This window comes from Blautia sp. NSJ-175 (genome assembly GCF_022867815.1).
Classification (GTDB): domain Bacteria; phylum Bacillota; class Clostridia; order Lachnospirales; family Lachnospiraceae; genus Blautia; species Blautia celeris.
This window is the reverse complement of the sequence record NZ_JALIFQ010000006.1, coordinates 317544-339781: the sequence shown is the minus strand read 5'-3', so window position 1 is coordinate 339781 and position 22238 is coordinate 317544. Positions and strand designations below refer to the sequence as shown.

At 43.6% G+C, this 22238-nt stretch carries 25 protein-coding genes and 1 pseudogene; 8 read left to right on the top strand and 18 right to left on the bottom strand.

All coding sequences use genetic code 11. The features are described 5' to 3' along the window. Positions 1 to 2: 2 nt before the first annotated feature. Together MUB35_RS12435 and MUB35_RS12430 are read right to left on the bottom strand one after the other, a co-directional pair. Positions 3 to 200, bottom strand: a complete 198-nt coding sequence (locus MUB35_RS12435; protein WP_033140458.1) for a helix-turn-helix domain-containing protein — start codon at positions 198 to 200, stop codon at positions 3 to 5. A 103-nt stretch (positions 201 to 303) separates the two neighbouring features. After that, the gene (locus MUB35_RS12430; RefSeq protein WP_244806299.1) at positions 304 to 960 is read right to left on the bottom strand and encodes a TetR/AcrR family transcriptional regulator; all 657 of its coding nucleotides are present in this window, start codon (positions 958 to 960) and stop codon (positions 304 to 306) included. 186 nt (positions 961 to 1146) lie between these two features. Between MUB35_RS12430 and MUB35_RS12425 the strand changes: the two genes are divergently transcribed. After that, positions 1147 to 2265, top strand: a complete 1119-nt coding sequence (locus tag MUB35_RS12425; RefSeq protein WP_244806298.1) for an alpha/beta hydrolase — start codon at positions 1147 to 1149, stop codon at positions 2263 to 2265. 90 nt (positions 2266 to 2355) lie between these two features. Here the strand turns inward: MUB35_RS12425 and MUB35_RS12420 are convergent, their stop codons facing one another. Genes MUB35_RS12420 through MUB35_RS12410 form a run of 3 tightly spaced genes read right to left on the bottom strand, consistent with a single transcriptional unit; the run spans position 2356 to position 5073 of the window. Continuing rightward, a complete protein-coding gene (locus tag MUB35_RS12420) occupies positions 2356 to 3243 on the bottom strand; it encodes a nucleotidyltransferase domain-containing protein (protein WP_442863163.1) in 888 nt (295 codons plus the stop codon). 16 nt (positions 3244 to 3259) lie between these two features. Beyond that, positions 3260 to 4141 (bottom strand): radical SAM protein, encoded by an 882-nt coding sequence (locus MUB35_RS12415; RefSeq protein WP_244806297.1) that lies wholly within the window; start codon positions 4139 to 4141, stop codon positions 3260 to 3262. A gap of 32 nt (positions 4142 to 4173) precedes the next feature. Continuing rightward, positions 4174 to 5073: a radical SAM protein gene (locus MUB35_RS12410; RefSeq protein ID WP_244806296.1), complete on the bottom strand. Its 900-nt coding sequence runs from the start codon at positions 5071 to 5073 to the stop codon at positions 4174 to 4176. A gap of 150 nt (positions 5074 to 5223) precedes the next feature. Here MUB35_RS12410 and MUB35_RS12405 point away from each other — a divergent pair, with 150 nt between their 5' ends. Then, positions 5224 to 5550: a winged helix-turn-helix transcriptional regulator gene (locus MUB35_RS12405; protein ID WP_227243363.1), complete on the top strand. Its 327-nt coding sequence runs from the start codon at positions 5224 to 5226 to the stop codon at positions 5548 to 5550. A gap of 12 nt (positions 5551 to 5562) precedes the next feature. Here MUB35_RS12405 and MUB35_RS12400 read toward each other — a convergent pair whose 3' ends face one another. The 6 genes from MUB35_RS12400 to MUB35_RS12375 all read right to left on the bottom strand — a co-directional run bounded on the left by MUB35_RS12400 (position 5563) and on the right by MUB35_RS12375 (position 10527). Then, positions 5563 to 6894: a sensor histidine kinase gene (locus MUB35_RS12400; RefSeq protein ID WP_244806295.1), complete on the bottom strand. Its 1332-nt coding sequence runs from the start codon at positions 6892 to 6894 to the stop codon at positions 5563 to 5565. Then, entirely contained in the window at positions 6870 to 7544 is a 675-nt protein-coding gene (locus MUB35_RS12395) for a response regulator transcription factor (RefSeq protein WP_244806294.1), read from the bottom strand. The genes MUB35_RS12400 and MUB35_RS12395 overlap by 25 nt, the downstream gene beginning before the upstream one ends. A 47-nt stretch (positions 7545 to 7591) precedes the next feature. Next, a complete protein-coding gene (locus MUB35_RS12390; protein WP_244806293.1) occupies positions 7592 to 8323 on the bottom strand; it encodes a lantibiotic immunity ABC transporter MutG family permease subunit in 732 nt (243 codons plus the stop codon). After that, the gene (locus MUB35_RS12385; protein ID WP_255785701.1) at positions 8320 to 9081 is read right to left on the bottom strand and encodes a lantibiotic immunity ABC transporter MutE/EpiE family permease subunit; all 762 of its coding nucleotides are present in this window, start codon (positions 9079 to 9081) and stop codon (positions 8320 to 8322) included. The genes MUB35_RS12390 and MUB35_RS12385 overlap by 4 nt, the downstream gene beginning before the upstream one ends. Then, complete coding sequence (locus MUB35_RS12380; protein ID WP_244806308.1) at positions 9081 to 9785, bottom strand: lantibiotic protection ABC transporter ATP-binding protein; 705 nt, start codon at positions 9783 to 9785, stop codon at positions 9081 to 9083. Before MUB35_RS12380 ends, MUB35_RS12385 begins: the two co-directional genes overlap by 1 nt. 217 nt (positions 9786 to 10002) lie before the next feature. After that, a complete protein-coding gene (locus tag MUB35_RS12375; RefSeq protein WP_054351134.1) occupies positions 10003 to 10527 on the bottom strand; it encodes a cysteine hydrolase family protein in 525 nt (174 codons plus the stop codon). 318 nt (positions 10528 to 10845) lie between these two features. Between MUB35_RS12375 and MUB35_RS12370 the strand changes: the two genes are divergently transcribed. From MUB35_RS12370 to MUB35_RS12355, 4 genes are read left to right on the top strand one after another with little or no spacing between them, the layout of a single operon-like run. Then, positions 10846 to 11442: a TetR/AcrR family transcriptional regulator gene (locus tag MUB35_RS12370; protein ID WP_033140467.1), complete on the top strand. Its 597-nt coding sequence runs from the start codon at positions 10846 to 10848 to the stop codon at positions 11440 to 11442. Continuing rightward, positions 11435 to 12289 carry an ABC transporter ATP-binding protein gene (locus tag MUB35_RS12365; protein ID WP_334303728.1) on the top strand — a complete coding sequence of 285 codons (855 nt, stop codon included), beginning with the start codon at positions 11435 to 11437 and terminating at the stop codon, positions 12287 to 12289. Before MUB35_RS12370 ends, MUB35_RS12365 begins: the two co-directional genes overlap by 8 nt. Continuing rightward, on the top strand, positions 12286 to 12987 hold the full coding sequence (locus MUB35_RS12360) for a fluoroquinolone export ABC transporter permease subunit (RefSeq protein WP_244806290.1): 702 nt from the start codon (positions 12286 to 12288) through the stop codon (positions 12985 to 12987). The genes MUB35_RS12365 and MUB35_RS12360 overlap by 4 nt, the downstream gene beginning before the upstream one ends. Next, on the top strand, positions 12984 to 13691 hold the full coding sequence (locus MUB35_RS12355; protein ID WP_244806289.1) for a hypothetical protein: 708 nt from the start codon (positions 12984 to 12986) through the stop codon (positions 13689 to 13691). Before MUB35_RS12360 ends, MUB35_RS12355 begins: the two co-directional genes overlap by 4 nt. Positions 13692 to 14187: 496 nt before the next feature. Here MUB35_RS12355 and MUB35_RS12350 read toward each other — a convergent pair whose 3' ends face one another. From MUB35_RS12350 to MUB35_RS12340, 3 genes and pseudogenes are all read right to left on the bottom strand, one after another. Next, entirely contained in the window at positions 14188 to 14601 is a 414-nt protein-coding gene (locus MUB35_RS12350; protein ID WP_244806288.1) for a DUF3795 domain-containing protein, read from the bottom strand. A 49-nt stretch (positions 14602 to 14650) separates the two neighbouring features. Then, complete coding sequence (locus MUB35_RS12345) at positions 14651 to 15607, bottom strand: NAD-dependent epimerase/dehydratase family protein (RefSeq protein WP_081960229.1); 957 nt, start codon at positions 15605 to 15607, stop codon at positions 14651 to 14653. Positions 15608 to 15666: 59 nt separating this feature from the next. Beyond that, a pseudogene (locus MUB35_RS12340) lies at positions 15667 to 15879 on the bottom strand (ACT domain-containing protein); the annotation flags it as partial. 431 nt (positions 15880 to 16310) lie between these two features. On the opposite strand from MUB35_RS12340, the gene MUB35_RS12335 reads away from it, so the two are divergent. Both MUB35_RS12335 and MUB35_RS12330 read left to right on the top strand, forming a co-directional pair. Next, positions 16311 to 16556, top strand: a complete 246-nt coding sequence (locus MUB35_RS12335; protein WP_244806287.1) for a hypothetical protein — start codon at positions 16311 to 16313, stop codon at positions 16554 to 16556. Between the two features lie 98 nt (positions 16557 to 16654). After that, positions 16655 to 16996 carry a DUF4368 domain-containing protein gene (locus tag MUB35_RS12330; protein WP_331477488.1) on the top strand — a complete coding sequence of 114 codons (342 nt, stop codon included), beginning with the start codon at positions 16655 to 16657 and terminating at the stop codon, positions 16994 to 16996. 158 nt (positions 16997 to 17154) lie between these two features. On the opposite strand, the gene MUB35_RS12325 is transcribed toward MUB35_RS12330, so the two are convergent. The 4 genes from MUB35_RS12325 to MUB35_RS12310 all read right to left on the bottom strand — a co-directional run bounded on the left by MUB35_RS12325 (position 17155) and on the right by MUB35_RS12310 (position 22228). Continuing rightward, positions 17155 to 18645: an AAA family ATPase gene (locus MUB35_RS12325; RefSeq protein ID WP_033140472.1), complete on the bottom strand. Its 1491-nt coding sequence runs from the start codon at positions 18643 to 18645 to the stop codon at positions 17155 to 17157. 201 nt (positions 18646 to 18846) lie between these two features. Next, on the bottom strand, positions 18847 to 20106 hold the full coding sequence (locus MUB35_RS12320) for an MFS transporter (RefSeq protein ID WP_033140473.1): 1260 nt from the start codon (positions 20104 to 20106) through the stop codon (positions 18847 to 18849). Between the two features lie 15 nt (positions 20107 to 20121). After that, entirely contained in the window at positions 20122 to 21255 is a 1134-nt protein-coding gene (locus MUB35_RS12315) for an acetate--CoA ligase family protein (protein ID WP_244806307.1), read from the bottom strand. Further along, the gene (locus MUB35_RS12310; protein WP_244806286.1) at positions 21242 to 22228 is read right to left on the bottom strand and encodes a CoA-binding protein; all 987 of its coding nucleotides are present in this window, start codon (positions 22226 to 22228) and stop codon (positions 21242 to 21244) included. Before MUB35_RS12310 ends, MUB35_RS12315 begins: the two co-directional genes overlap by 14 nt. Positions 22229 to 22238: the final 10 nt, after the last annotated feature.

Genomic DNA, 22238 nt, shown 5'->3' with positions numbered 1-22238 from the left:
CTTCAAATAATGTCCATAATATCATCTAATTTACAATCCAGGGTCTTGCATATCTTGATCAATACGCCCACACGAACATCTTCATCTTTCCCAAGTTTCGCCATTGCATTGGTACTGATTCCTGCAGCTTTGATCAAATCTGTTTTCAGCATTTTACGTTCTTCAAGGATTTTCCATAATTTATTGTAACTTACAGGCATTGATCTACCCCCATTTTTGTATGATCCATAAGTCATTATTCGTATTTTAACATCTTGCGCAGATAAACACAATCAAAGAATTGTAAATTGCAATTTTCAATTATCATGCTTTTCCTATATCCGTCTGCTCCTGAAAATCCTGGTTTGACACCTGCAGATCAAAAGTATAACGAAGAATTTCCTCTGCAAACAAATCCATATATTTTCTCTTTTGCTGTACATTTCCGATACATGAAATATCATTCGCTATTCTGTCTGTAATGATATATATCATCCTGGCTCTGATATAGAAATCTTCCCGCACTTCCGGATAACGCCTCTTCAAAAACATTTCCACCATGGCAATGAAATCTTCCTCTGCCCTGGATATAATCTTCTGTACCCTTGTGTTCTCTTTCGCGATAATAACAGAATCTTCAAAAAACCTATTGGTACCATCAAAACGTTCCAGCAACGAATTTAAATCCTTCAGCAGAAATTCCTTACAAGCAGCTCTGTCTTCAAATGTTGCCAGTTGGTCCAGCAATTCCTTCATCGCCTTACATGAGTTGCTGCAGTAATCCTCTAATAAAGCGCAGTAAATATCACCTTTATCCCGATAATAATTATAGAAATTACCAATAGAAATACCGGCAAAACGGACGATTTCTTTCGTATTGGTATTGTAATACCCCTTTTCCGCAAAAAGCGCATAAGCAGAATCCAAAAGTTTTTTCCTGCTCTCAATAGCCCGCTGCTGTTTCTTACGCTCTGTGCCCATTTTCTTCCCTCCCGTCGAAAATATAGAATATCATTAGTATACCAGTAAGAAAGAAAAAAGTGAACTAAAATTCAGAATATATTGACATCTGCTTACAAACAAGATATAATTAATCTGAACTATAGTTCAGTATTTTAGAATAAACAATATTTATTTCATAAAAAACAGCAAATAGGAGGGCGAAAAATGGCAATATGGATTATGATCATATGCATTGTCATAGCAGTCTGGGCTATATTTCCGCCCGGTCCGGGAAAAATGCCGTTATTCTATGATAATAACGGTAAGATTCTCCCTGACAGCATATCAGAAAAAACTTATATTGATGTAGACGGAGCAAAAATCGGACTGCTCATAACCGGAAAAAGCAGGTCAAATCCCGTTTTACTCTTTCTCGGAGGTGGCCCCGGTATACCGGAATATCTTCTGGAATACCAAAATCCCTCAAAACTGGCTGATATATTTACTGTGTGTTACCTGGACTATCGTGGTACATCCATTTCTTATAATTCTCATATCAATGTTGATTCCCTGACAACCGAATGCTATCTGTCTGACGCTGCCGCTGTAACCAAATATCTAAGAAACAGGTTTTCTCAAGAGAAGATCTATCTCATGGGCCACTCCTTTGGCACCTGCATCGGGATTCAGGCAGCATTTAGACATCCTGAATTTTATCATGCTTATATTGCCATGTCCCAAATAGTTAATCAATCGGAATCTGAGATTACTGCATATCAATTTATGCTTGAACAATACCGTCAGATGAACCATGGCAGAATGGTAAAAGCCTTTGAAAAATATCAAATCGCATTCTCTGAAATGGCATATAAAGAGTATTGCCTGTCACCACTGCGGGATCATGCCATGCACAATCTTGGTGTGGGGACCATGCACACTATGAAATCTGTTATCACAGGCATTTTCTTACCCAGCCTTCGGTGCAAAGTTTATACGCCTCTTGAAAGACTCAATATCTGGCGCGGAAAGAAGTTTACAGCAGCTTCTTCGGTTGGATCTGACCGTATGGAGTTTAATGCCTATGCTGAAGTTCCCTATCTTGAAATTCCCATTTATTTCTTTGGCGGCATATACGATTATACCTGTTGTTACTCTTTACAGAAAAACTATTACGAAACAATGAAAGCCCCGCTAAAGGCTTTTTATACATTTAAGAACTCTGCCCACAGTCCTCTGTGGGAGGAACCTGTGCGCTCTATGCAAATCATAAAACGCGATATAAGAAAAGGCCAAAAGGAACTGTCCGACTCAGGCACATGCCATTTTCACATATACCCGTCATAAACGCAGAAATGACATGGAACGTTTGATATCCCATGTCATTTCTCCAAAAAATTTTAATCAGATTACTTTTGCAATACCTTTTTTCATTTATCAATAAGCCCGAATCTGCTGATTAAGCAAATCTTCCGCCTCACAGCACAATTGCTCTATCATCTCAATATGTTCCATCATATTTTCTTCATTCAGCATCAAAGCCTGATTTGCTCGCTCACTGTAATTATATGGAGAAACCGGAAAATTTTTGATACGCTTCAGAGCTTTCTTTTCATTCAAACAATAAATCTCATTCAACGCGAAGATCACCTGATTCAGAGCAGAAACGGAACGGAACATATGACCAATCCCGTAATATATATCCTCTTTATTCATATAATTCTTTGCCAGTGTACACGAGAATTTTGCTTCAAACATAAAAAAGGACAGGAGTGCTGACTTCAATTTTTCCGGATAACATTCCGCTCTTTCTTTCAATCGTTTTAATTTTTCATTTCCATACAACACCTTTGATGATGCCAGTTCCCCGCGGTACATCACATTAAAATACGCATGCGGATGTCCTGTCTGATAATGCATGGATATATCCCCTGCATCTGTCTGTTCAACACACGCCTCTACACGTTTTATATCACGCAGAATCAGATCCACATCATATCCCTGTACGGTCAGCCACCCTCCGCAGTTAACCCAGTTTCCCCACTCTCCTTCGCTGCATATAAGGTTTTCCCGCCTTTCATCATCCAACTTCTTCGCAATCAGATTGAGCTGTCTAAAATCGATCAAATGACTGTCATAATATATCCCCACATCAATATCCGAACTTTCTGTCGCCATACCCGTCGCCCTTGAACCGCCCAAAACAATCCCTTCCACAAAAGGCAGTCCGCTTAATTCGGAAACAACTTCCCGCAAAACATTTTCTACCATATCTTCTCCTGCTCCTGCATAAATACCGTTTATCTGCTGTCCATATTTTATCACAGATACGCTTTCTTTCCTATCCCAATGACTTTAAATTCTTTCTATACCTCTGCATTTCCTCTTCCCCCACAGTATCAAGAACATGCTGCAGTTCCCCAATCACCTGTTCTCTGTCCCTGGGCAGATAAGCAGCAGTCGGATAAAAATTTGATACACTATTGGCGAACAAATGCACTCTGATCTGCAAATTCCGAATAAAGATCTGCAGTTCTTCCAAGCGTTCCTTTTCACCGGCAGGCACAAATTCTCCCCTCTCGGCCATTTCATATAACTCGGTTCCCTCAAAGAGCGTCAGGGAATCTACAGAAATGAAGCGGGGATTTACCTTGCTGAAAACTTTTGCGCTGTTTACCGCATTTCGATGGCCATTTCCTTTACCGGCCAGTCCGGTCATGTAAACAAAATAGTATTCTATTCCGGCTTCATCTAATTTGCGGCACTGGTCAATAATATCTTTTGCCGTATACCCCTTATTGGCTAACCGCAGTGTAGCATTATCACCTGATTCTGTTCCGATACTAAGACCATTGATTCCCAGCCTTCTCAGTGCCCTTAACTGCTTCACTTTCTTATCCTTTATGTCCCTTATATTTGCAAACATGGCCATCGTCTGACATTCTTTTAAATACTCATGTACCAGCAGCGCTCTTGTCTTCAGATTGTCAAAACTCATAACAAACGGATTGGCACCTGTCCAGAAAATTCTTCTGGCAGTGGGCTGATAAGAACTCAATTCTTTTAAATCTTCCTCCCACTCACGCAAAGGTGCCATACGAAAACATTCCTCCTTATAAAGACTGCAGAACCGGCATTTATGATATGTACAGCCGGAAGCTGCCTGTATAATAAATGAATCGGCTTCATATGGCGGCCGCCACGTTCTGCCTGTAAAATGCATAAAATCACTTCCTTAAATTACTTTTATTGCTGTCATAAATGGCGGAGATTTTTTCGGTAATCCCTTAATTCTTCTTCCTTCACATTTTGTATGATTTCCTCGAGAACAGACAATACCTTTTTCCTGTCCCGCGGCAGATACCCCTGAATTGGGATTGCATTTGACGCCCCGCCCGCAGCAAACCATACAGGAATATTTAAATGCTCCACAAGCGTTCTCAGTTCCTTATATTTTTCAATTTCTGTTTCTTCCTGCCAATTCCCGTTTTGAATCTCCTGATAAAGCTCTGCGTTTTTATAAATCGTAAGCATGTTCGCCCCTATGACCTTTGGCTGTAACTGATTGCATATAGCTGCAGTATCATATGCTCCTTTTTCTCCTTTTCCTGCACCCGAAATACCGGTGAGATAAAAGAAATTGTAGCTGATACCCGCCTTATCCAAACGCCTGCACTGTGTGAGAATATCCTGCGCTTCATAACCTTTATTCATGAACCTCAGCGCCTCATTATCCCCTGTTTCAATACCTATGGTCAGCCCATCATAACCTGCTCTCTGTAATTCCGCCAGCTCCCCGTCTGTTTTCAAAGTAATATCCGTAATTCTTGAAAAACAGCCAATACTTTTATTATCCGGAAAATATTTGCAGATAAGAGCCGCCGTTTCCAATAACCGGGCCGCACTTAAGACAAACGGATTGGCCCCCACAAGGAAAACACGTGCTGCCCTATTATAATTCCATAAGCGAAATTGCTCCTTTGCTTCTTTTAGATCGGCTTCCATATCCTCCGGCGGCGTCATTCTGAATTTGAAGGGTAAATCGTCATATAACGTGCAGAATTTACATTTGTGATGTGTACACCCGGCTGTGACCTCTATAAGTAATGAAGATGCCTCATATGGCGGCCTCCATACTGTTCCTGTATAATGCATCTCTTGTCTCCTTTCCTATATTCTACACAGATTATATCATTGTACACGAGGATTAAAAGTACTGTACTTTTTTGTAGTACCCTGTCTAAATACTGTACATTGATTTTTACATATCCATCTTATATAATACAGAAAAGGAGCAGAACAAATATGAAAAAAACAGAACAATCCATACAGAAATGCCTAACCATATCAACCGTTCAAAAAATACTGAGCGGCAAATGGAAAATCGAAATCCTTTATTATATCGGCCTGCAGAATGTCCGCAGATTTGGTGCGTTACGTCGTCATATAGGTGAAATAACAGAATCGTCACTGACCAAACAGCTCAGGGAATTAGAGGCTGACGGCTTTATTAACAGGTACGATTTTAAAGAGGTTCCTCCCCACGTAGAGTATACGCTGACGGACTTAGGCGAAAGTTTCATGTCGGTTCTGGAAGTGATAAAACAGTGGGGTGATCTGCATTTGAAATAATTTCCTGCCGGCTTATCTGAAGCTGAATATAACCATCCCGCCTGTCTTGCAGTTGCGCAGTTCCAACTGTGCTGCATGCGTTTTTGCCACTTCTGCCGCAAACCAAAGTCCAAGGCCATTGTGTCCATCCGCCCCGCGTGCCGCATCTCCGCGCCATAAGCGCTCGGTTGCATGACGCAGCGCAGCCTTGCTGAACCCCTCTCCCTCATCACGCACAACAATCTGCCATCCGTTGTCCGTCATACTGCCTTCCAAATATACATTCTTTCCAGCCGGTGTATGTTCTATGGCATTTTGTACCACATTGCCAAGGGCACGCAGCAAATGCTCTTTCTGAATCTCCGCACCACCCTCCAGGCCGTTTTGGGCTTGCAGGCGGACTCCCTTTGTTTCCGCAATCCCTGTTGTATTCCGGCAGAGTTCCTCGAACACAGCAGGCAGGCTGGTATATGCAAATGTCTCTTCCGTGCCGGCTGCGGTTTCCAGCAGGCTGGCCACATACTGTTTTGCCCGTTCATTGCCGGACAGGATCTTTTCCACCATTTTGCGGCTGTTCTCAGAAAGCTCTTCCTCCAGCAGAAGTTCTGCATTGCCTCCCACAAGAGTGAGCGGGGTTTTCAGATCATGGGCCAGCGCTGCGATCTCTGCCTCCCGTTCCTGCTGTGCCGCCCACTGGGAGGACAGGGAACTGTACAGTGCCTCCCGCATATGCTCCATAGCATCAAGCGCCTGGTCATACTCACGGATTCCGGCATGTGGAATCACAAAATCCAGTTCCTGGGCTCCTACCTTCTCACTTACCTCACTGAACAGCTTTAACCTGGCAGCCAGGCGCCGGCGAAGCCACAAGGTATTACCCAGTACGCAGAACGCCACTGCCGCGAAAAATGTAGCAATCCACAGGTATTCAAAGGGCGGCAGCCGGTTACGCAGCACAGGATCAGCAAACTCTGCTCTGTAATACCAGTGAAAAATCGCCGTACTCCCATCCGCATAGGTATACCGCAAAGTATCGGCCTCTTGAGATTCCTCCTGCAGAAGATCGTTTAAAGCTTTCAGCTTTTTTCCTTTTACATTACATTCCAGCACTTCACCGTTTTTTCCAAATAAAACGTACTCTGCCAGAAAATCTTCACCGGGAGAATGAAAGGTCTCCGGCTTACCGGCAAGCATTTTTTCCACCTGCTGGCTGGGAACGATTCCCCGATAAACAATACCGGTATTTTGAAACCGTGACAAACCGGAAAACCATATCATACTGCACAACAGTGTGCAGCCAAGCATGACTATGGCAAAACGTAAAAGCACAAAGGAAAGGCTTACAGAACGCTGTCTTTTTGCCATTTATACCCCACCCCCCAAACAGTTTCAATCGGACTAAGGCCGGCCGTTTTCAGCTTGGCACGGATATTTTTGATATGCTCTGCAACAGCCGACGCATCCCCCTCCGCATCAAAACCGAAAACTGCTTCATATAATTGTTCTTTGGTAAACACCTGTCCGGCATGCAGTGCCAGATACTCACAGATGGCATATTCGCTCTTGGTCAAAGGCAGTGTGTGCTCACCCGCCATGGCTGCCTTAGCCTGCATATCAAAACGCACACCGCCTCGTCTCAGGGTGTGGGTTGGCTGGCGCAGTTCCCGTCTCAGATGGGCATTTACCCGCGCACATAGCTCTGCTATGCGGAAAGGTTTTTTAATATAATCATCAGCGCCAAGTCCAAAGCCCTGTATCAGAGCAGCGTCTTCGGCTCTTGCCGTCAGAAACAGTATGGGGCAGTCCACCTCTGCCCGGATACGGCTGCAAAGGGAAAAGCCATCCTCCCCGGGCATCATTACATCGAGCAGCAAAAGGTCGTACATACGGCATCTGGCAGGCTGTACAGCAGCGGCATCTGTCTCCGTGTCAACCTGATGTCCATCCCTTTCCAGGGCAGCACGCACCAGATCCAGCATATCGGGGTCATCATCGACCACTAACAATTTCGGCATAATTACTCTCCTCATATAATAAGTTTCATTCATTTTTCCTCATTACTTTACTCCTGTGTCACTTTCCCTTCCCATCTGTCAAACCAGAGGGTGGTTAGAACCAGAACCGCTAAAGTTATAATGATAGGCAAAACCACCTCGAAAAAAACGGGTATGCCTGATACATTCATACATTCTTTTAAAAATCGAACTCCCCATTCCCACGGAATAGCGGTCCAGATTTTATCACCCATGGGATTCTCAAAGATACCTGCTAAAATGGTTCCGGATACTCCCAATAAAACAGAAACGCTGGACCCAAACCGAAAAGCAGCTGCCATGTGCAGCAGGTATAAAAACAGATTGCAGAATAAAAATATACAAAAAACCGCAAGATAAAAATCAAAATGTATTATGCTGCTATTTAAAAACCAATTGACTCCAATATAAAAACACACCTCATATAGTATCACATTTACAGCCGAAAGGAACAGCAGAAAGAACAATTTCCCCAGATACACACATTTTCGGGACTCCACCAGTCCCAGCGCATTTTGAAGCCCGTTTATATTCCTGTCTAAATGAATGAAAATCGACACAGCCATGCTTGCAAAAATGGGGCACCCTATCTGCAGCAAAAGGAAGAACGAACGCACATCGGGAATGATACGGTATCCGGCAGAACCGTAGTAAAGCAAAAATAAGGCTGTGATCACAATGGGTGTCAGCAAATGCAGCAACAGCATTGGAGTCCGTTTGATTTTTGTAAAATTGGAAAGGAACTCCCTTGTGACCGTCATTTCCGATACACCTGCCTTTCATACCAGCGGGAATAGAAAGCCGTAAGAGCGAAGGCAGCAAACAGGCTCAGCAGCACCAGCAATAAACTTTCTCCCCTATTTAAAATCAATCTTGATTCCGGTTCAGCCAACAATCCGTTTGTCAATACGCCAAAGACCGTAACCATAAATCTGGCCGGCCAACTGTATGGAAAGATCCAAAACAAAGGTGTCAGGTAGAGAAACAGCCCGCTTGCTGCACTGGCAAACAGATTGATGATCATCGAAGCGACAAATCCCGTTTTTTGTTCCAAAAATAAACAGAACGGAATCTGCCATAAGAGAGATACCCATAATAGGCAGTAACCCAGGATATGATACCCTGCAAGACGAACCGCGTTTACAAAACCGGACAAAATGCATTCGCAGATAATCGTGACAATCGCCAGCACCAATGATATGACCAAAAGATTTCCTGCAATCAAGATTGTTTTAGACACAAATGTCTTCTTCAGGTCAATGGGCAGGCTGTATAAAGTACGGTATTGGTGCTTCTTTTCCTTATTGTTTACCAAATGGCACATAAACACAACGGACAATGCCGCAATCGGCATGGACCAATTGCAGACCATGACACTTGAAAAACCTCCCAACCCCATACCGATATACATAAATACCATGGAGGTCAAAATCAGGACCACCGGAATCACAATCGCAAGTTTCTGAAACAGGGAACGTTTATATTTCATGTTTTCTGCTTTTAAATAAATTTGTAACATCAGGACGCACGCTCCTTTCTGATAATATCCATAAATAACTGTTCCAGATCCTCATTCGCGTCAATCTTATCCTCATACAGAAGGGAGCCATTGTATATGATCCCTATGTCATCAGCAACCTGCTGTACTTCGCTTAAAATATGGCTGGATACAATGACAGATATCCCCGACTCCGTGAATGTCCGGATCATCTTTCTCAGTTCCTCAATGCCAAAAGGATCAAGCCCGTTAGTTGGCTCATCCAGGATCAGCAGCTGAGGATCATTCAGAAGTGCCAGGGCTATCCCTAATCTCTGTTTCATTCCCAGTGAAAACTCCGATGTCTTCTTATTCTCAGCATCTGCCAAATCCATTTTCTGCAGTACCTCATAACATCTGTTTTTCCCGATTCCCATCAGGGCAGCCCGCACTTTTAAATTCTCAAATGCCGTTAGATTCTCATACAGCGGAGGGGATTCGATCAGGGAACCGATAACCGATAAATCCTTCCGTTTCCAGGGGTGACCGCAGAATTGTATTTCACCCGAAGTCGGTCTTATAATCCCTGTGATCATCTTCAGCAGGGTGGATTTGCCGGCACCATTAGGCCCTAATAAGCCGTAGACTGTATTTCTCCTCACAGACAGTGACAAATCTTTTACTGCATATGTCTTTTTGAACTTTTTAGAAACATTTTGGGTTTTTATGATATACTCGGATGTCATACGCTCCTCCCTTTGACATTTAGCCGCCGATTTTTCTATACTCTGTTTCATATAATTTGCCTCCTTTTTCTTTACTGATGTTATGATAGCAGGCAATTTTAAGGATTTTATAAGGAAACGGGCATTTACTCACATTTTTTTACAGAAAAAAAGGCATATGCCTCTTTGACATATACCTGTTCACTTTCTATTTCTAACCATTATCAGGGCCTGCATTTTATCGGCACATTCTTTCCATGGTTTCCTGCACCGTAATGCAGCTTGCGTATCTTTTGTTCCAAATAAAATCATTGTAATATTTATACGTCTCTTCTGCAGACATATAGGCATTGTCAAACGTAGAATTGGACTCTTTTGGTACGATAATTTCAAATCCGTGTTCAAAACCGCATTTGACAGCAGCGTCTATGCAATACTCCGTCTGCAGCCCCACCACGATCATTTGCCCAACCTGCTTTTCGTTTAGATATTTCAGAAGCCCGGTCTCTTTAAAAGGGCTGTTTACGGTTTTGTCAAAAATCTTCTCATTCTTACACGGCTTAAATTCTTCATATATTTCAAAACCCTCCGTTCCCCTTGTCAATGCCCGGCCGGCCCCATCGTCATGGCGGACATATATGATTTCCGTATGCGTCTCTCTTGCCGTTTTTATCAGTTTTTTTACATTAGATACAAATATATCATAGTGATATAAATCCGTGTTTGTAATAAGCTTCTGCGTATCAATCACCAGTAATACCATGTGCATCATCCCCCTAAAATATAAATCAGCTTATCCCTGCGTTTTTTATACAAATTCCATATCTATCAGCCATATCTTATCACAGACATATAGGAAAGTCATTTCTTTTCTGCCGATTCAGGCGTATTTTACACCCCTGGGTTACTGTCCCTTGTCCGGCAACAGGCTTCACAATGTACAGACATGGGACACTCGATTCCATGTCGTACTGGCTGCCTCGGGATTTTCCAACTCTTCCATTGACAAAGCCAAATAAATGGAATATAATCTATATGACTAAAACATATTATTTAGTCATATAGATTGGAGGATAAATCTATGCCAAAGTTCAGTGACGCGGAAAAAGAAATCATAAAGCAGAAATTGATGCAGGAAGGAGAACGGCTGTTTACTTCATATGGAATAAAAAAGGTGACCATTGACGAGATCGTACAGGCTGCCGGTATTGCCAAAGGTTCCTTTTACTCTTTTTATTCCAATAAAGAACACCTTTACATGGACATTGCCGGAAATCTGCAGTTTAAAATGTGGCGGGAAATGGATGCGTTTTTAAATGAAAACCGTTCATTACCGCCAAGGGAGCTCTGCAAACAGTGTTTTCTTTGGATGTTCAAAGAATTACAGCGGTATCCCATGCTGAAACAAGCCAACAGTGAAACGGCTGATTATTTATACCGCAAACTGCCCCCTGAAGTGATCGAAGCACATACAAAGGATGACGGACATGAACTTATCAAGCTTCAGGAATATGGTGTTCAGTTCAAATGCGGCATTGAGATAGCGACAAAAACACTGCAGACACTTGCCATCAGTTTCCTGAATCTGCAGCAGGAAAACGCTGCTGATCAACAGACGATCATGGAACTTATTCTGGACGGTGTGTTAAAGGAGATGATAAGTGATGAAGGTGATTGATGTTCAAAATGTCTTTCTAAAATATCCATCTGCGAAATCAGATACCATTCGCGGAATCAGTTTTGCTGTTCAGCAAGGCGAGATATTTGGCTTTCTCGGTCCGTCCGGCGCAGGAAAAAGTACCATGCAGAAAATCTTAACGGGGACTCTTAGAAATTATCGCGGAAATGTTCGTGTTTTTGATACAGAGATGAAGAACAGAACAAGTGATTATTATGAAAATATCGGTGTGGATTTTGAGTTCCCCAATTTTTACAGTAAATTCACTGCTGCCGAAAATTTAAAATATTTCGCGTCCCTCTATTCCCGCAAGCCCCTGGACCCGATGGGGCTTTTAGAAAAGGTGGGTCTTCGCCATGACGCGGATAAAAAGGTAGCGGATTATTCTAAAGGCATGAAAATGCGGCTTAGTTTTGTGCGCTCCCTGCTTCATGAGCCGAAACTCCTTTTCCTGGATGAGCCTACCAGCGGTCTTGACCCGGCAAACGCCAGAATACTGAAAGACATGATCTTAGAGCAGAAAAAAATGGGAAAAACCATCATTCTCACCACCCATAACATGCACGATGCAGAGGAGCTGTGTGACCGTGTCGCCTTTATCGTTGACGGAACCATTAAAGCAATTGACTCTCCCCATGCTCTGCGGAAAAGCGGTGCCGATACAGAAGTGGAATACAGTTTTTCGGAAAACGAAAAAGAGATAAGAAATATCTGTACACTCTCCGGTCTTGCCCATTCCCAGGATTTCCAGTCGGCGCTGAAAAAAGGCAGCCTGACAAGTATTCATTCAAAAGAACAAACACTTGAGGATATATTTATTGCGTTGACCGGAAGGGGGCTGCAATGAGACTCTTAAATGCCTTAAAAAACGATATTCGTTTTCAGATAAAATATGGTTTTTATTTTCTATATGCCTTTTTCAGCGCTGTGTACATTGCTGTGCTTTTGATCACCCCCCGGGAATATAAAAGTATAACCGCATCCCTCATCATTTTAACAGACCCCTCAATGCTCGGCCTTTTCTTTATGGGCGGGATCTGGCTGCTTGAAAAAGGGGAAGGCCTGCATGGTTTCTGGAGTGTTTCCCCTCTTCGGCCTGTGGAATATGTGTGGTCCAAATCCGTATCTCTGGCAGTTCTGTCAACGGTATCGGCTGACCTGATCGTTCTGTCTGCCATGAGAACCGGGGTGAATCTTGTGCTCTTATCCTTCAGTGTGTTCCTTGGCGCAGTTGTCTTTAATCTCATGGGATTGATGGCGGCATCCTTTGCCCGTTCAGTCAATCATTATATGATCATCGTTTTGCTTCCTGCTGTTTTGCTGTCAATGCCGCCGGTCCTCACAGCGTTTGGAATCACGCATCCGCTCTTAGAGATTTTTCCGGGAACGGCACTGTGGCATTTGATCAACCTTTCTGTCCACGGCTCCCGGAGTATCCATGGCCGGATGTGGATGAATCTTCTTATCTGGCTTGGCATCGCATTGTTTTTGGCTGACAAACGGATTGGAGCTGCTTTGGAATCAGAAGGAGGCGGAGGCACATGAAACATACAGGAAAACTTTTTAAAATCGGATTAAGACAGATAGCAAAAGACGGCATGCTGCTCGTTCTGATTCCGGCACCGTTTTTAGCCGGAATATTTTTTAAGTTTGCTATTCCATATATCAATACCATACTGATTAAAAAATTCGCCTTTTCCATCACGCCCTGGTATGGTCTGGTGGACGGTATGCTGATTTGTCTGACACCTATGTTTGTCGCAATGATATCTGCATTTTTGCTTTTAGAAGAGAGAGATGAGGGGTTAAGTGCCTTTTATCAGATTACGCCTGCAGAGGGCTGTTCCTATTTATTTGCACGTATCGGACTTCCCATGATATGGGCGTTTTTTATTACCATGGCAGTTGCTGCAGTGTTCAAACTTTCATCCTTTTCTGTTAAAGTCCTTCTGTCGAGTTCGGTTATCAGCAGTTTTACCGGTATCTTTTTAGCCATGATGGTGGTCTCCATTGCCGGAAACCGCGTTGAAGGTCTTGCGCTTTCAAAACTGATGGGGATCAGCTTTGCAGGGCTTATTTTAATATGGTTCATACCTGCTCCGTATCATTTCATAATGGCATTTCTTCCGTCTTTCTGGATTGGAAAATTGCTGCTGGACGGGGCAAGTCTCTTTTCCTTTGTGTTTGGTCTGCTGACCTGCTTTTTGTGGATTGTCTTTTTTACGAGGAGGTTTTTAAAAAGAGTTTAGGTAAAGAATTGACGAGTAAAACAAAATTAACATCTGACGGATTTGTGTCAGCTCTCTTTTTTTAAAAAAGCGCCTGCACTTTAGGATAAAGCTGATAAGGAAGTACCACACAAAACCAACTTAACGGCTGACAAACAGAGTTGCAACGAGGAACGGGCAAGGAGTCAACAGCTTCTTGCCCGTTCTTTCTGTCTTTATATGCTTGTGCTAAAAGGGCGAATGTTACGCAATAGAACGTCGTTTTCGGGGGTGGGAGTATAAAAACCCTTACCGCCTCATTTCTGCGCCAGCAAAGCCGCATAAAGCAAGGCTTTTTTGCGTCTGCTTCGTAACATAAACCCATGATATTTTGAGGGCGAAAGCACTTGTTGCTTTCGCCCTCTTGATTACCTGTAAAGCAGGGACAGGCAGTATTGCCAACGACGGCGACAGCCGTTTATTTTATCGTTGACAATGCTGAATGGCTCTGCTATCTCTCCGACAAATCGGAAATCTGCTATTTCATTTTTTCTTGGCACTCGCTACATTCTCTATCGTGGATTGATATAATTCCCCCACATTTTGAACAGGTATATTTCTCTTTCTGCTGTTCCATAAATGCTTCTAATCCCTTTTGTTGTACATATTCACTGTTCTCCATAAGGCTTGCCTGATACCTTTGGTTATAGCTTTTTTCGAGATTTTTTATCAGTTTGCATGGATAATCAGAACATTCAAAGCAATAGGTCAATCTTTTATCCTTAATACATTCTTTTAACTTGCATTTACGACAATGTTCTGGTTTTCCTTGGTCGCTTTTCAAACATCCAGCACATGGTTTTTTATGAAAGCAATGCTTATAACATACCTTACAGTTCATACCGCAAGGGGCAAACATTATCGTATCAATTTTTTCTGTTGACATTTTCATAAAGTCTTGCCCCTTTCCTTGTTCCAATTGCATCTCGCCAAATCGGAATTTAATCGACTTTTATAAGTCCTCTGTCAATGTAGCTCTTGACTGCCAAATCAATTGTTTCAATACAAGTGTATTTAGGCTGATACTCCAAAAGAGTTCTCGCCTTTTCAATGCTGAACACACCGCTTCTTACAATGTGATAGTATGTGTGGTCGCACTCTTCTGGACTACCCTCATACTGACACCACTCTGACCACGGAAGAAACTTGATTTTCGCTTCATGCCCAAAGTATTCATATAGATGCTTTGCAAAGCCATAAAGCGTGATATGAGTTGCTGCATCTGCATCGAAGGATTCTCCAAGTGCTTGATTTCTGTGCGTTATTGCTTTATAGAATACTTGAGCAACATCGTAACCATGTACATGATGAAGGATTTCTTGCCCGAAATTGGGGAGTGCAATTTCCTTACCGTCTGCAATGTCCTGAAACACCTTCATTGAGGTATTTCCCCATGGATTGATAATTGCCCAGCCAGGTCCCGATATTTGTCCTGGCATGATAACTGTTGACGGGAAACCATTCTGCCGATATTGTTCTTTTAGGTACATCTCACTGGCAAACTTATCTTTCCCATAATCATCCAATGGTTCCTTTCGCAAATCATCAGGGTCAAAAGGTATCGTCTCAGCCATTCCATGCGCCCAGCAAGACGAACAATATAGATAGTGAGACAGCTTTGTATTCTTAAATCCTTCGACTATTTTTCTTGTCTCCTTAATGTTAAAGTTCACCAAGTCAACAATGATGTCTGGTTCCATTGACTTCAGATTCTGAATAAAATCAACATCATTTTCTCTATCCATCTGTTCACGCTTAACCGTATGCCACGCAGGTGCATCCTCATATGGTGGTGTCATTTTTCGTGTGATGGCAACCGTATCGTACCCAGCATTCACCAGCATTGGAATCAAATAAGTTCCAATATGCCCTGATGCTCCTATAACTATAACTTTCATAAAGAAACCTCCTTGCTAAATTCATATTTTTTCATCCCGACAACTCGGAATTTGCATCATTACACAATGGTATCGCCTGCATCTCCAAGTACCTTCAATGATTTATCATAGTTTTCTTCTTTAACGAGAATATAATCCGTATTAAAAGTAGAAACAGCAAAAATACCAATCTTATTATCTGCCAATACAGCTGAAATTTTTGACAATATACCTATGAGAGAAAAATCAAGAACACCTTGTATTCTCATCATTTTCCATCCATCATCGTACTTCCGCAAATTCCCGTTTGTCGCTCTGTTTATGATATATTTTACCATACCTCTATGAACATTTCCACCACAACCGCCCTGTTCGCCTACTCATCTTGAGCAGGCGAATATTTTTTTGCTTTTTTCGCCTCAAGCTTTGGCAAAAACACAAAGTGTGGTGTTGTAGGTAGTAAGGAAAGAAATAATCTTTCTCAAATCTTTGGCAAAGCAGATGTTCAATCGTGGTAGAGAGAAAGAGAAAAATATTTCTCAATATCCTCAAAAACTTTGGCATTTTTCATTTTACGGTGGAGAGGGTATTGAAGGGGTTGGGGAATATCCCAACAAGCAAAATGCGGAGCATTTTTCGGAAAAGGGTACCCTTTTCCTATGCTTGCTGCGATACTTCTCACCCTTACCAAACTACAAAGGACGGGAAAGAAACGGAACGGAATATGAAAGATAAGAACAGTGATTTATTACCAAAACGGGGCAATCCGCTGAATAAAACGGTTACACACAAAATTGGCGGTACGTTCTATGAAATATCTACGGTTTGCGGCGGCGATGAACTGCTCTATGACAAAATGGAACGGCTCATAAAATCGGAAACCGTCACATCGCCTACTGACAGGGAAAAGAAAGTCCGATATAATAACGGTAGCAACCTGGTTGTCGGGCGTTCATTACAGGAGGAATGAACACATGACAACGACAAATTATCCCGACAATATTACAGCTTTATATGCCCATTTAAGCCAAGAGGACGCTTTGGACGGAGAGAGTAACTCCATAGCCAATCACTCACGAACGGTTTTGGAAACTATCCTTCGAGTATGAGGCGGAGCAGAAAGAACTGACAGAGTTTGTAAAGTCCGAGCAAGCGGCGGTCAACAGCTACGAACAGGACAAAGCCGACTTTGACAACTTCGCCGCCGTTATACGCAAGTATGTGGGAATACGAGAATTGACGCTCACCATCGTCAACGAGTTTGTGAAGAAAATCATCGTCCATGCTCCCGATAAATCCAGTGGGCACCGCCGCCAAAAGGTGGAGATTGTTTGGAACTTCATCGGGGAACTGAAACAGGACGAGGATAAGCAGACGATTGAACGGCAGAGAAAAGGCAAGACGGCATAGCCTAAGCTATGCCGTCTTGCAACATGATTAAATTACTTCCTTACGGGTGTTCACCATTCCAGCAAGCGCTTTTAAAGCGTATTAATTCATAACAGATATCACCGGCATAAGATATGAAATACATGGTACCCTTCTGTTCGCTTTTAAGCAAAACTTTATTATGCCAGCAGATGTCTCACCATCTCCCCATCAAAAACTACTTTTGCCACACGGTCCACTTCTATCTGATACAGCGCATTGGCCGCCATGTGCTCTGCTGCCTGTTCCAGGTCGCGGATACCTGTTGTGTCTGCATATTTTTCTATGACTGCGTCAACCGCCTCTGCAGTCACAACGCATTCCTTTTCCTGCAGGCCCATACGTTTCAGGACTTTTGGCAGGGCAAATTTTGAAAATATGATCTTCTTTTCCTCCGCCGTGTAATCCGGAATATCAATGACAGCAAACCTTGACATGAGCGGCGCGCTGATCTGCTCCTTATCATTGGCTGTAGCGATGGGATACACGCCGACTGTAGGGACCATACACTCAATATAGTTGTCTGTAAAGCCCAGATTGTCGAGAAGGGTCAGAAGCACATCCGCCGGATTTCCATTCCCCTTTCCGGAAGATGCTTTATCCAGCTCGTTGATAATAAAGACAAGATTGGATTCTCCCGCCATGGAAAATGCCTCCATAATGATTCCCGGTTTTGCATTTGCATAGATACGGGAGCTTCCGGTGAGCTGTTCCGGGTCGTTGATGGAACTCATATCCAAGGTGGTCCACGGCAGTTTTAAAATGCGGGCAACCGCATAGGCGATCTGGGATTTTCCCGTGCCCGCAGGGCCCACCAGCAGAATGCCGTATGCAGGGAGGGTATGTGTGCGGTTGATCTGTATGATCGTTTCCATGATCCGCTGCTTCACCCTTTCCATGCCGTAGAGCTCTTCATCCAGAATTCTGCGCGCTTCCTGAGGGTCAATGGCTTCAAAATAATTGTTTTTCCATTGAATATTCATCATAATGGAAAGTGCACGCTGCGCATGTCTGCGCTCCTCCGGGGAGACTTCATGGGAGCGTGCGACAGCAAGGTTTCTTCTGGCCCAGAGGCGTATATTATCAGGCAGAGTCTTACCCGCACAGGTCATAAAATCCGTTATGCTCTGCAGGCTGGTGAGCTTCATGCTGTCACCGGTCTCCTCCTGGTCCTCGTCCTCAATCTCCTCTGCAGGTGCACTGCCTGCCAGTAATCTTTCAATCATGAACTGAAGAAATCCATCCTCTGCGGAGAGCTTTGTCCCTCCTCCGAAAGCAATTTCCCGAATCTTGTAGACTGCATACCCGTCTTCCATGTTCTTGCCGGACAGGCGCACATTAATGCGGTTCTCACCCAGCCAGTGAAGGAGGCTTACAAAGCGGGCGTCTACTTTGAGAATATCTGCCGGTACCGTACCGTCCTCCTCTTTGAACTCAAATACCGTCTGCTTATCCTGATCTGCAAAGACACCACAGGAATGATGTTTCCATTCCCGTTTATGATTGTCCAGAAGCAGGATGGGCTTTTGGGGTGAAGCAGCGTTCTCATTGGAACGAAATACCGTGTATGTACAATGGAACTCATTACTCTTTTTGTCGTCTGAACTGTTGCTGAAATCAAATACTGGCATATTGGCACACTCCTTTTATTTTAAAACTAAAACACGTATATGGCGCGATATGTGGCAGAGACGGCTCTGCCCGTATGTAGTATACCTATTTTTCCATCTATTTACAAGCTCCTTTATACTGAGTCAACAAAAAAAGAGCGCCATTTTCTCTTTCCAAATGACGCTCTGTGTTCCAATCCTGACTCCTCAACAATATTTTATTCAGTTTTCCTCAAATAACCGTGCCTTCTTACTCCTTCTGTAAAGTACAGCCGCACTTGTTCCTCCGACAGCCAGCAGAATGATAGTATATATAAACATAAACACATATCCTCTGTTTCCATAGTGATCCAGCCAGAACCCAAACAGGGAATGCTGGAACAAATCCGGCGAGTAAGCAAGAGCCGCGTATAAACCCATTGCCGTACCGCTGGCCTGTCTGGCAACATTTGTTTCCGGAGGCAGTGCCAGACAAATATTGGTAAATAAGGTACACACGATTCCGGTAATAAGAGACACTGCCACCAGAACCCCCAACGGAACTTTTGCAGAAAAAAGAAGAATACATATAAGAAATACAATCAGCGCGGAAGTTCCGAATATTACCATTCTGGAGACATATTTCGTCTTCGTTGCAATCTTGCCCAGAATAGGGCTGAACAACCTTCCTCCGTATAGATTCAGCACTCCCAGCACTCCGGAAAATGTCACCGCAACGCCAAACACATCGTTAAAATACGGTACAAAATAAGACGTGGTCGCCATTGTTGAAAACATACAGAACCCGCATATGATCATCATCCAAAGCCCCGGCTCCTTCATAACCAATGCCAGCTGGGAGAAAGTAAACTTCTCATTCTCATCTCCCTCCGTATTCACATCCTCTACCTTCCTGAATATGAAAATACATCCCAGGGCGGATACAAATGTAAATCCCGCATAAACCCACACAACTGTTGAAAATGCAGGGACCTGTCCCACAGATTTTTCTGCGAGATTATATACATATAAAGAAGTAAAGTTGATTACCATATAGCCGATTGACTGTGCAAAAGAAAACATGCCAACCGATTCACCAACCAGATGCTCCGGCACTATCATACGGGGCAGTTTGAAAATAGATGGGTTAAACACAAAAAATGTAGTAACACCAAACAATCCCCATATAATATACATATTGATCACTGACGGTGCCAATGCCAGCCATACACTGAGAGCCGTGGTTCCAAGCAGCGATACAATAATACATTTTTTATAATCCAGTTTATCTGTGACAAAGCCTCCTATGAGGTTAAATATCACATTTCCAAATCCATACACTGACATGATCAGTCCAAGCTGTGTGTTTGTAGCACCGGTTGCCTTCATCATGGGATCGTAAAAAATCCCTTTGATATAGGGCAGCGAATAAGACGCCGCATAGCAGATGCCTGCAATCATCAATGCCCCAGTTACCCATCCCCCAAGACCTTTTTTCTTCATACATAAACCTCCCTTTTAGGGTTTCCGGCATAACACCATTAATCCATCCGCAGCTTTTACTCCTTTTCCCTCCGGATATACAAAAACTGGATTGATATCCATCTCCACCAGTTTATCCCTGTAATCTTCTGCCAGACGGCTCACAGATACCAGGCAGTCTGCCAAAGCTTTTATGTCAAGAGGCGACTGTCCCCGGTATCCCGCAAGCAGCCTGCTGCTCTTCAGGGAACTTATCATCTCTTCTGCTTCCCAGTGATTTATGGGGGCAGGATACAGGACTGCATCCTGGAAGATCTCTGTAAAGATACCGCCCATTCCCAGAAGGATCATTGGTCCCAGATTGGGGTCACAGGTAACACCGATTATCATTTCCAGACCTTCTTCCAGCATCTCCTGAACCAGTATGCCATTGATTTTTGCATCCGGGCGCTCTTGTTCTGCACGTTCCATGATACCTTGAAAGGCATTTTTTATCTCTTGTTCTCCCTGAATCCCAACACGTACTCCGCCTATTTCTGACTTGTGCAGGATATCATTGGATTCGATTTTCAAGACCACCTTTTTGCCCATTTCTGCCGCGCAGGCCGCCGCTTCTTTCCAGGTAACCGTCAGTTTTTCTTTCGGACATGGAATCCCATAATCTATAAAAATCTGCTTTGACTGATGCTCGGACAGTGCGATTCTGTCTTCCTCCTGTTTGTTCTGCAGTGCGGCAATTGTACCGGTACGGTTTTCAGCAGTTTTTAAAAATGCAGTGTAATCCATCAAATGCCGTATGACCCGGTATCCGTAATGCGGCGGCGGCAGTATGGGAACACCGGCAGCTTTGAGTTTTTCAAGAACCTCTTTCTCTCTTCCGGATTCAATGAGCGGAACTACAGCGGCCGGCTTTTCCGGATGTCGAATGCAGTAACGGATCAGACCTTCCAGGTAATCGTAAATTGTGATATCACTAATTTTCTCTGTTATCTGCAGAGAGGTTACCAGCATCTCCACCTGGGGATCTTCCATCACGATTTCTGCCACCTGTTCAAAGGTATTCCCATCACTTCCACCGGTTAAATCCATGGGATTCTGCGCTGTGGCAAAGGGCGGCAGAACCTTTTTCAGCCGTTCTGTGGTCTCCTCGGAAAAATCAGGAAGTTCCAGACCGTACAGGGAACCTGCGTCCGCTGAGATTGTTGTCTCCCCTCCTGATATATTTACAAATGCCAGACTGTTTTTTTTCCGGCAGTTTTGGGAGCGTTACAATTGCAGCACAGACAGAAAGAAGTTCCTCCAAATCCTCCACCCGGATAACTCCAAACTTCTTAAACAGCGCATCCGTATGCTTATCACATCCACTGAGATTTCCGGTGTGTGAGGCGGCAGCTCTGCTGCCTTTCTGGGAGCGTCCCGCTTTTAGGATAACAACCGGTTTTCTCTTTTCCACTGCTCTGTGCAGTACCTGCGCGAACTTTTCCGGCTTTTTTATTCCTTCCATATAAGCAGCTACAACTTCTGTATTCTCATCCTCCACCAGGAACTCCAGATAGTCCTCCATAGTCACAATTTTACTGTTTCCTGCGGATATCACATAGGAAAAGCTCCCCTTGGCACTCTCCATCAGCCCCATGCAGACTTGACCGCTCTGAGATACCAGGCCGATTTTTCCTGCACTCTCCCTGGCCTGGAACAGAAAACCAAAGGCAAAAACCCGGTCCACGAAATTTAAAAATCCCGCGCAGTTTGGTCCCATAACAGCAATATCCAAATCTTTTGCCTTTGCTGTCAATTCCTCCTCCATCCTGACATCTTCCGGCAGCTTTGTCTCACCGTAGCCGCTCGCAAAAACAACTGCGCCTTTTGCTCCTTGTTCAGCGGCTTCTTCCAATAATGCCGGTACTGTAGTTTTCGGTGTACAGATGACAGCAAGGTCTATTTTCCCCGGAATATCCGATATCTTCCGGTAGCAGGGAACGCCGAATACCCTGTCATTTTTCAAGCTCACAAGATACAGATCTTCCATCCGTTCCCTGCATTGTTCCAGAAACATTCTCGACGCGAAACCTGCCATCGTTTCTCTCTCCGTGGCTCCCACAATCACTATTTTCTGTGGGCGCAGCAGCTTATTCAGTTCCATTTCTTCCCCC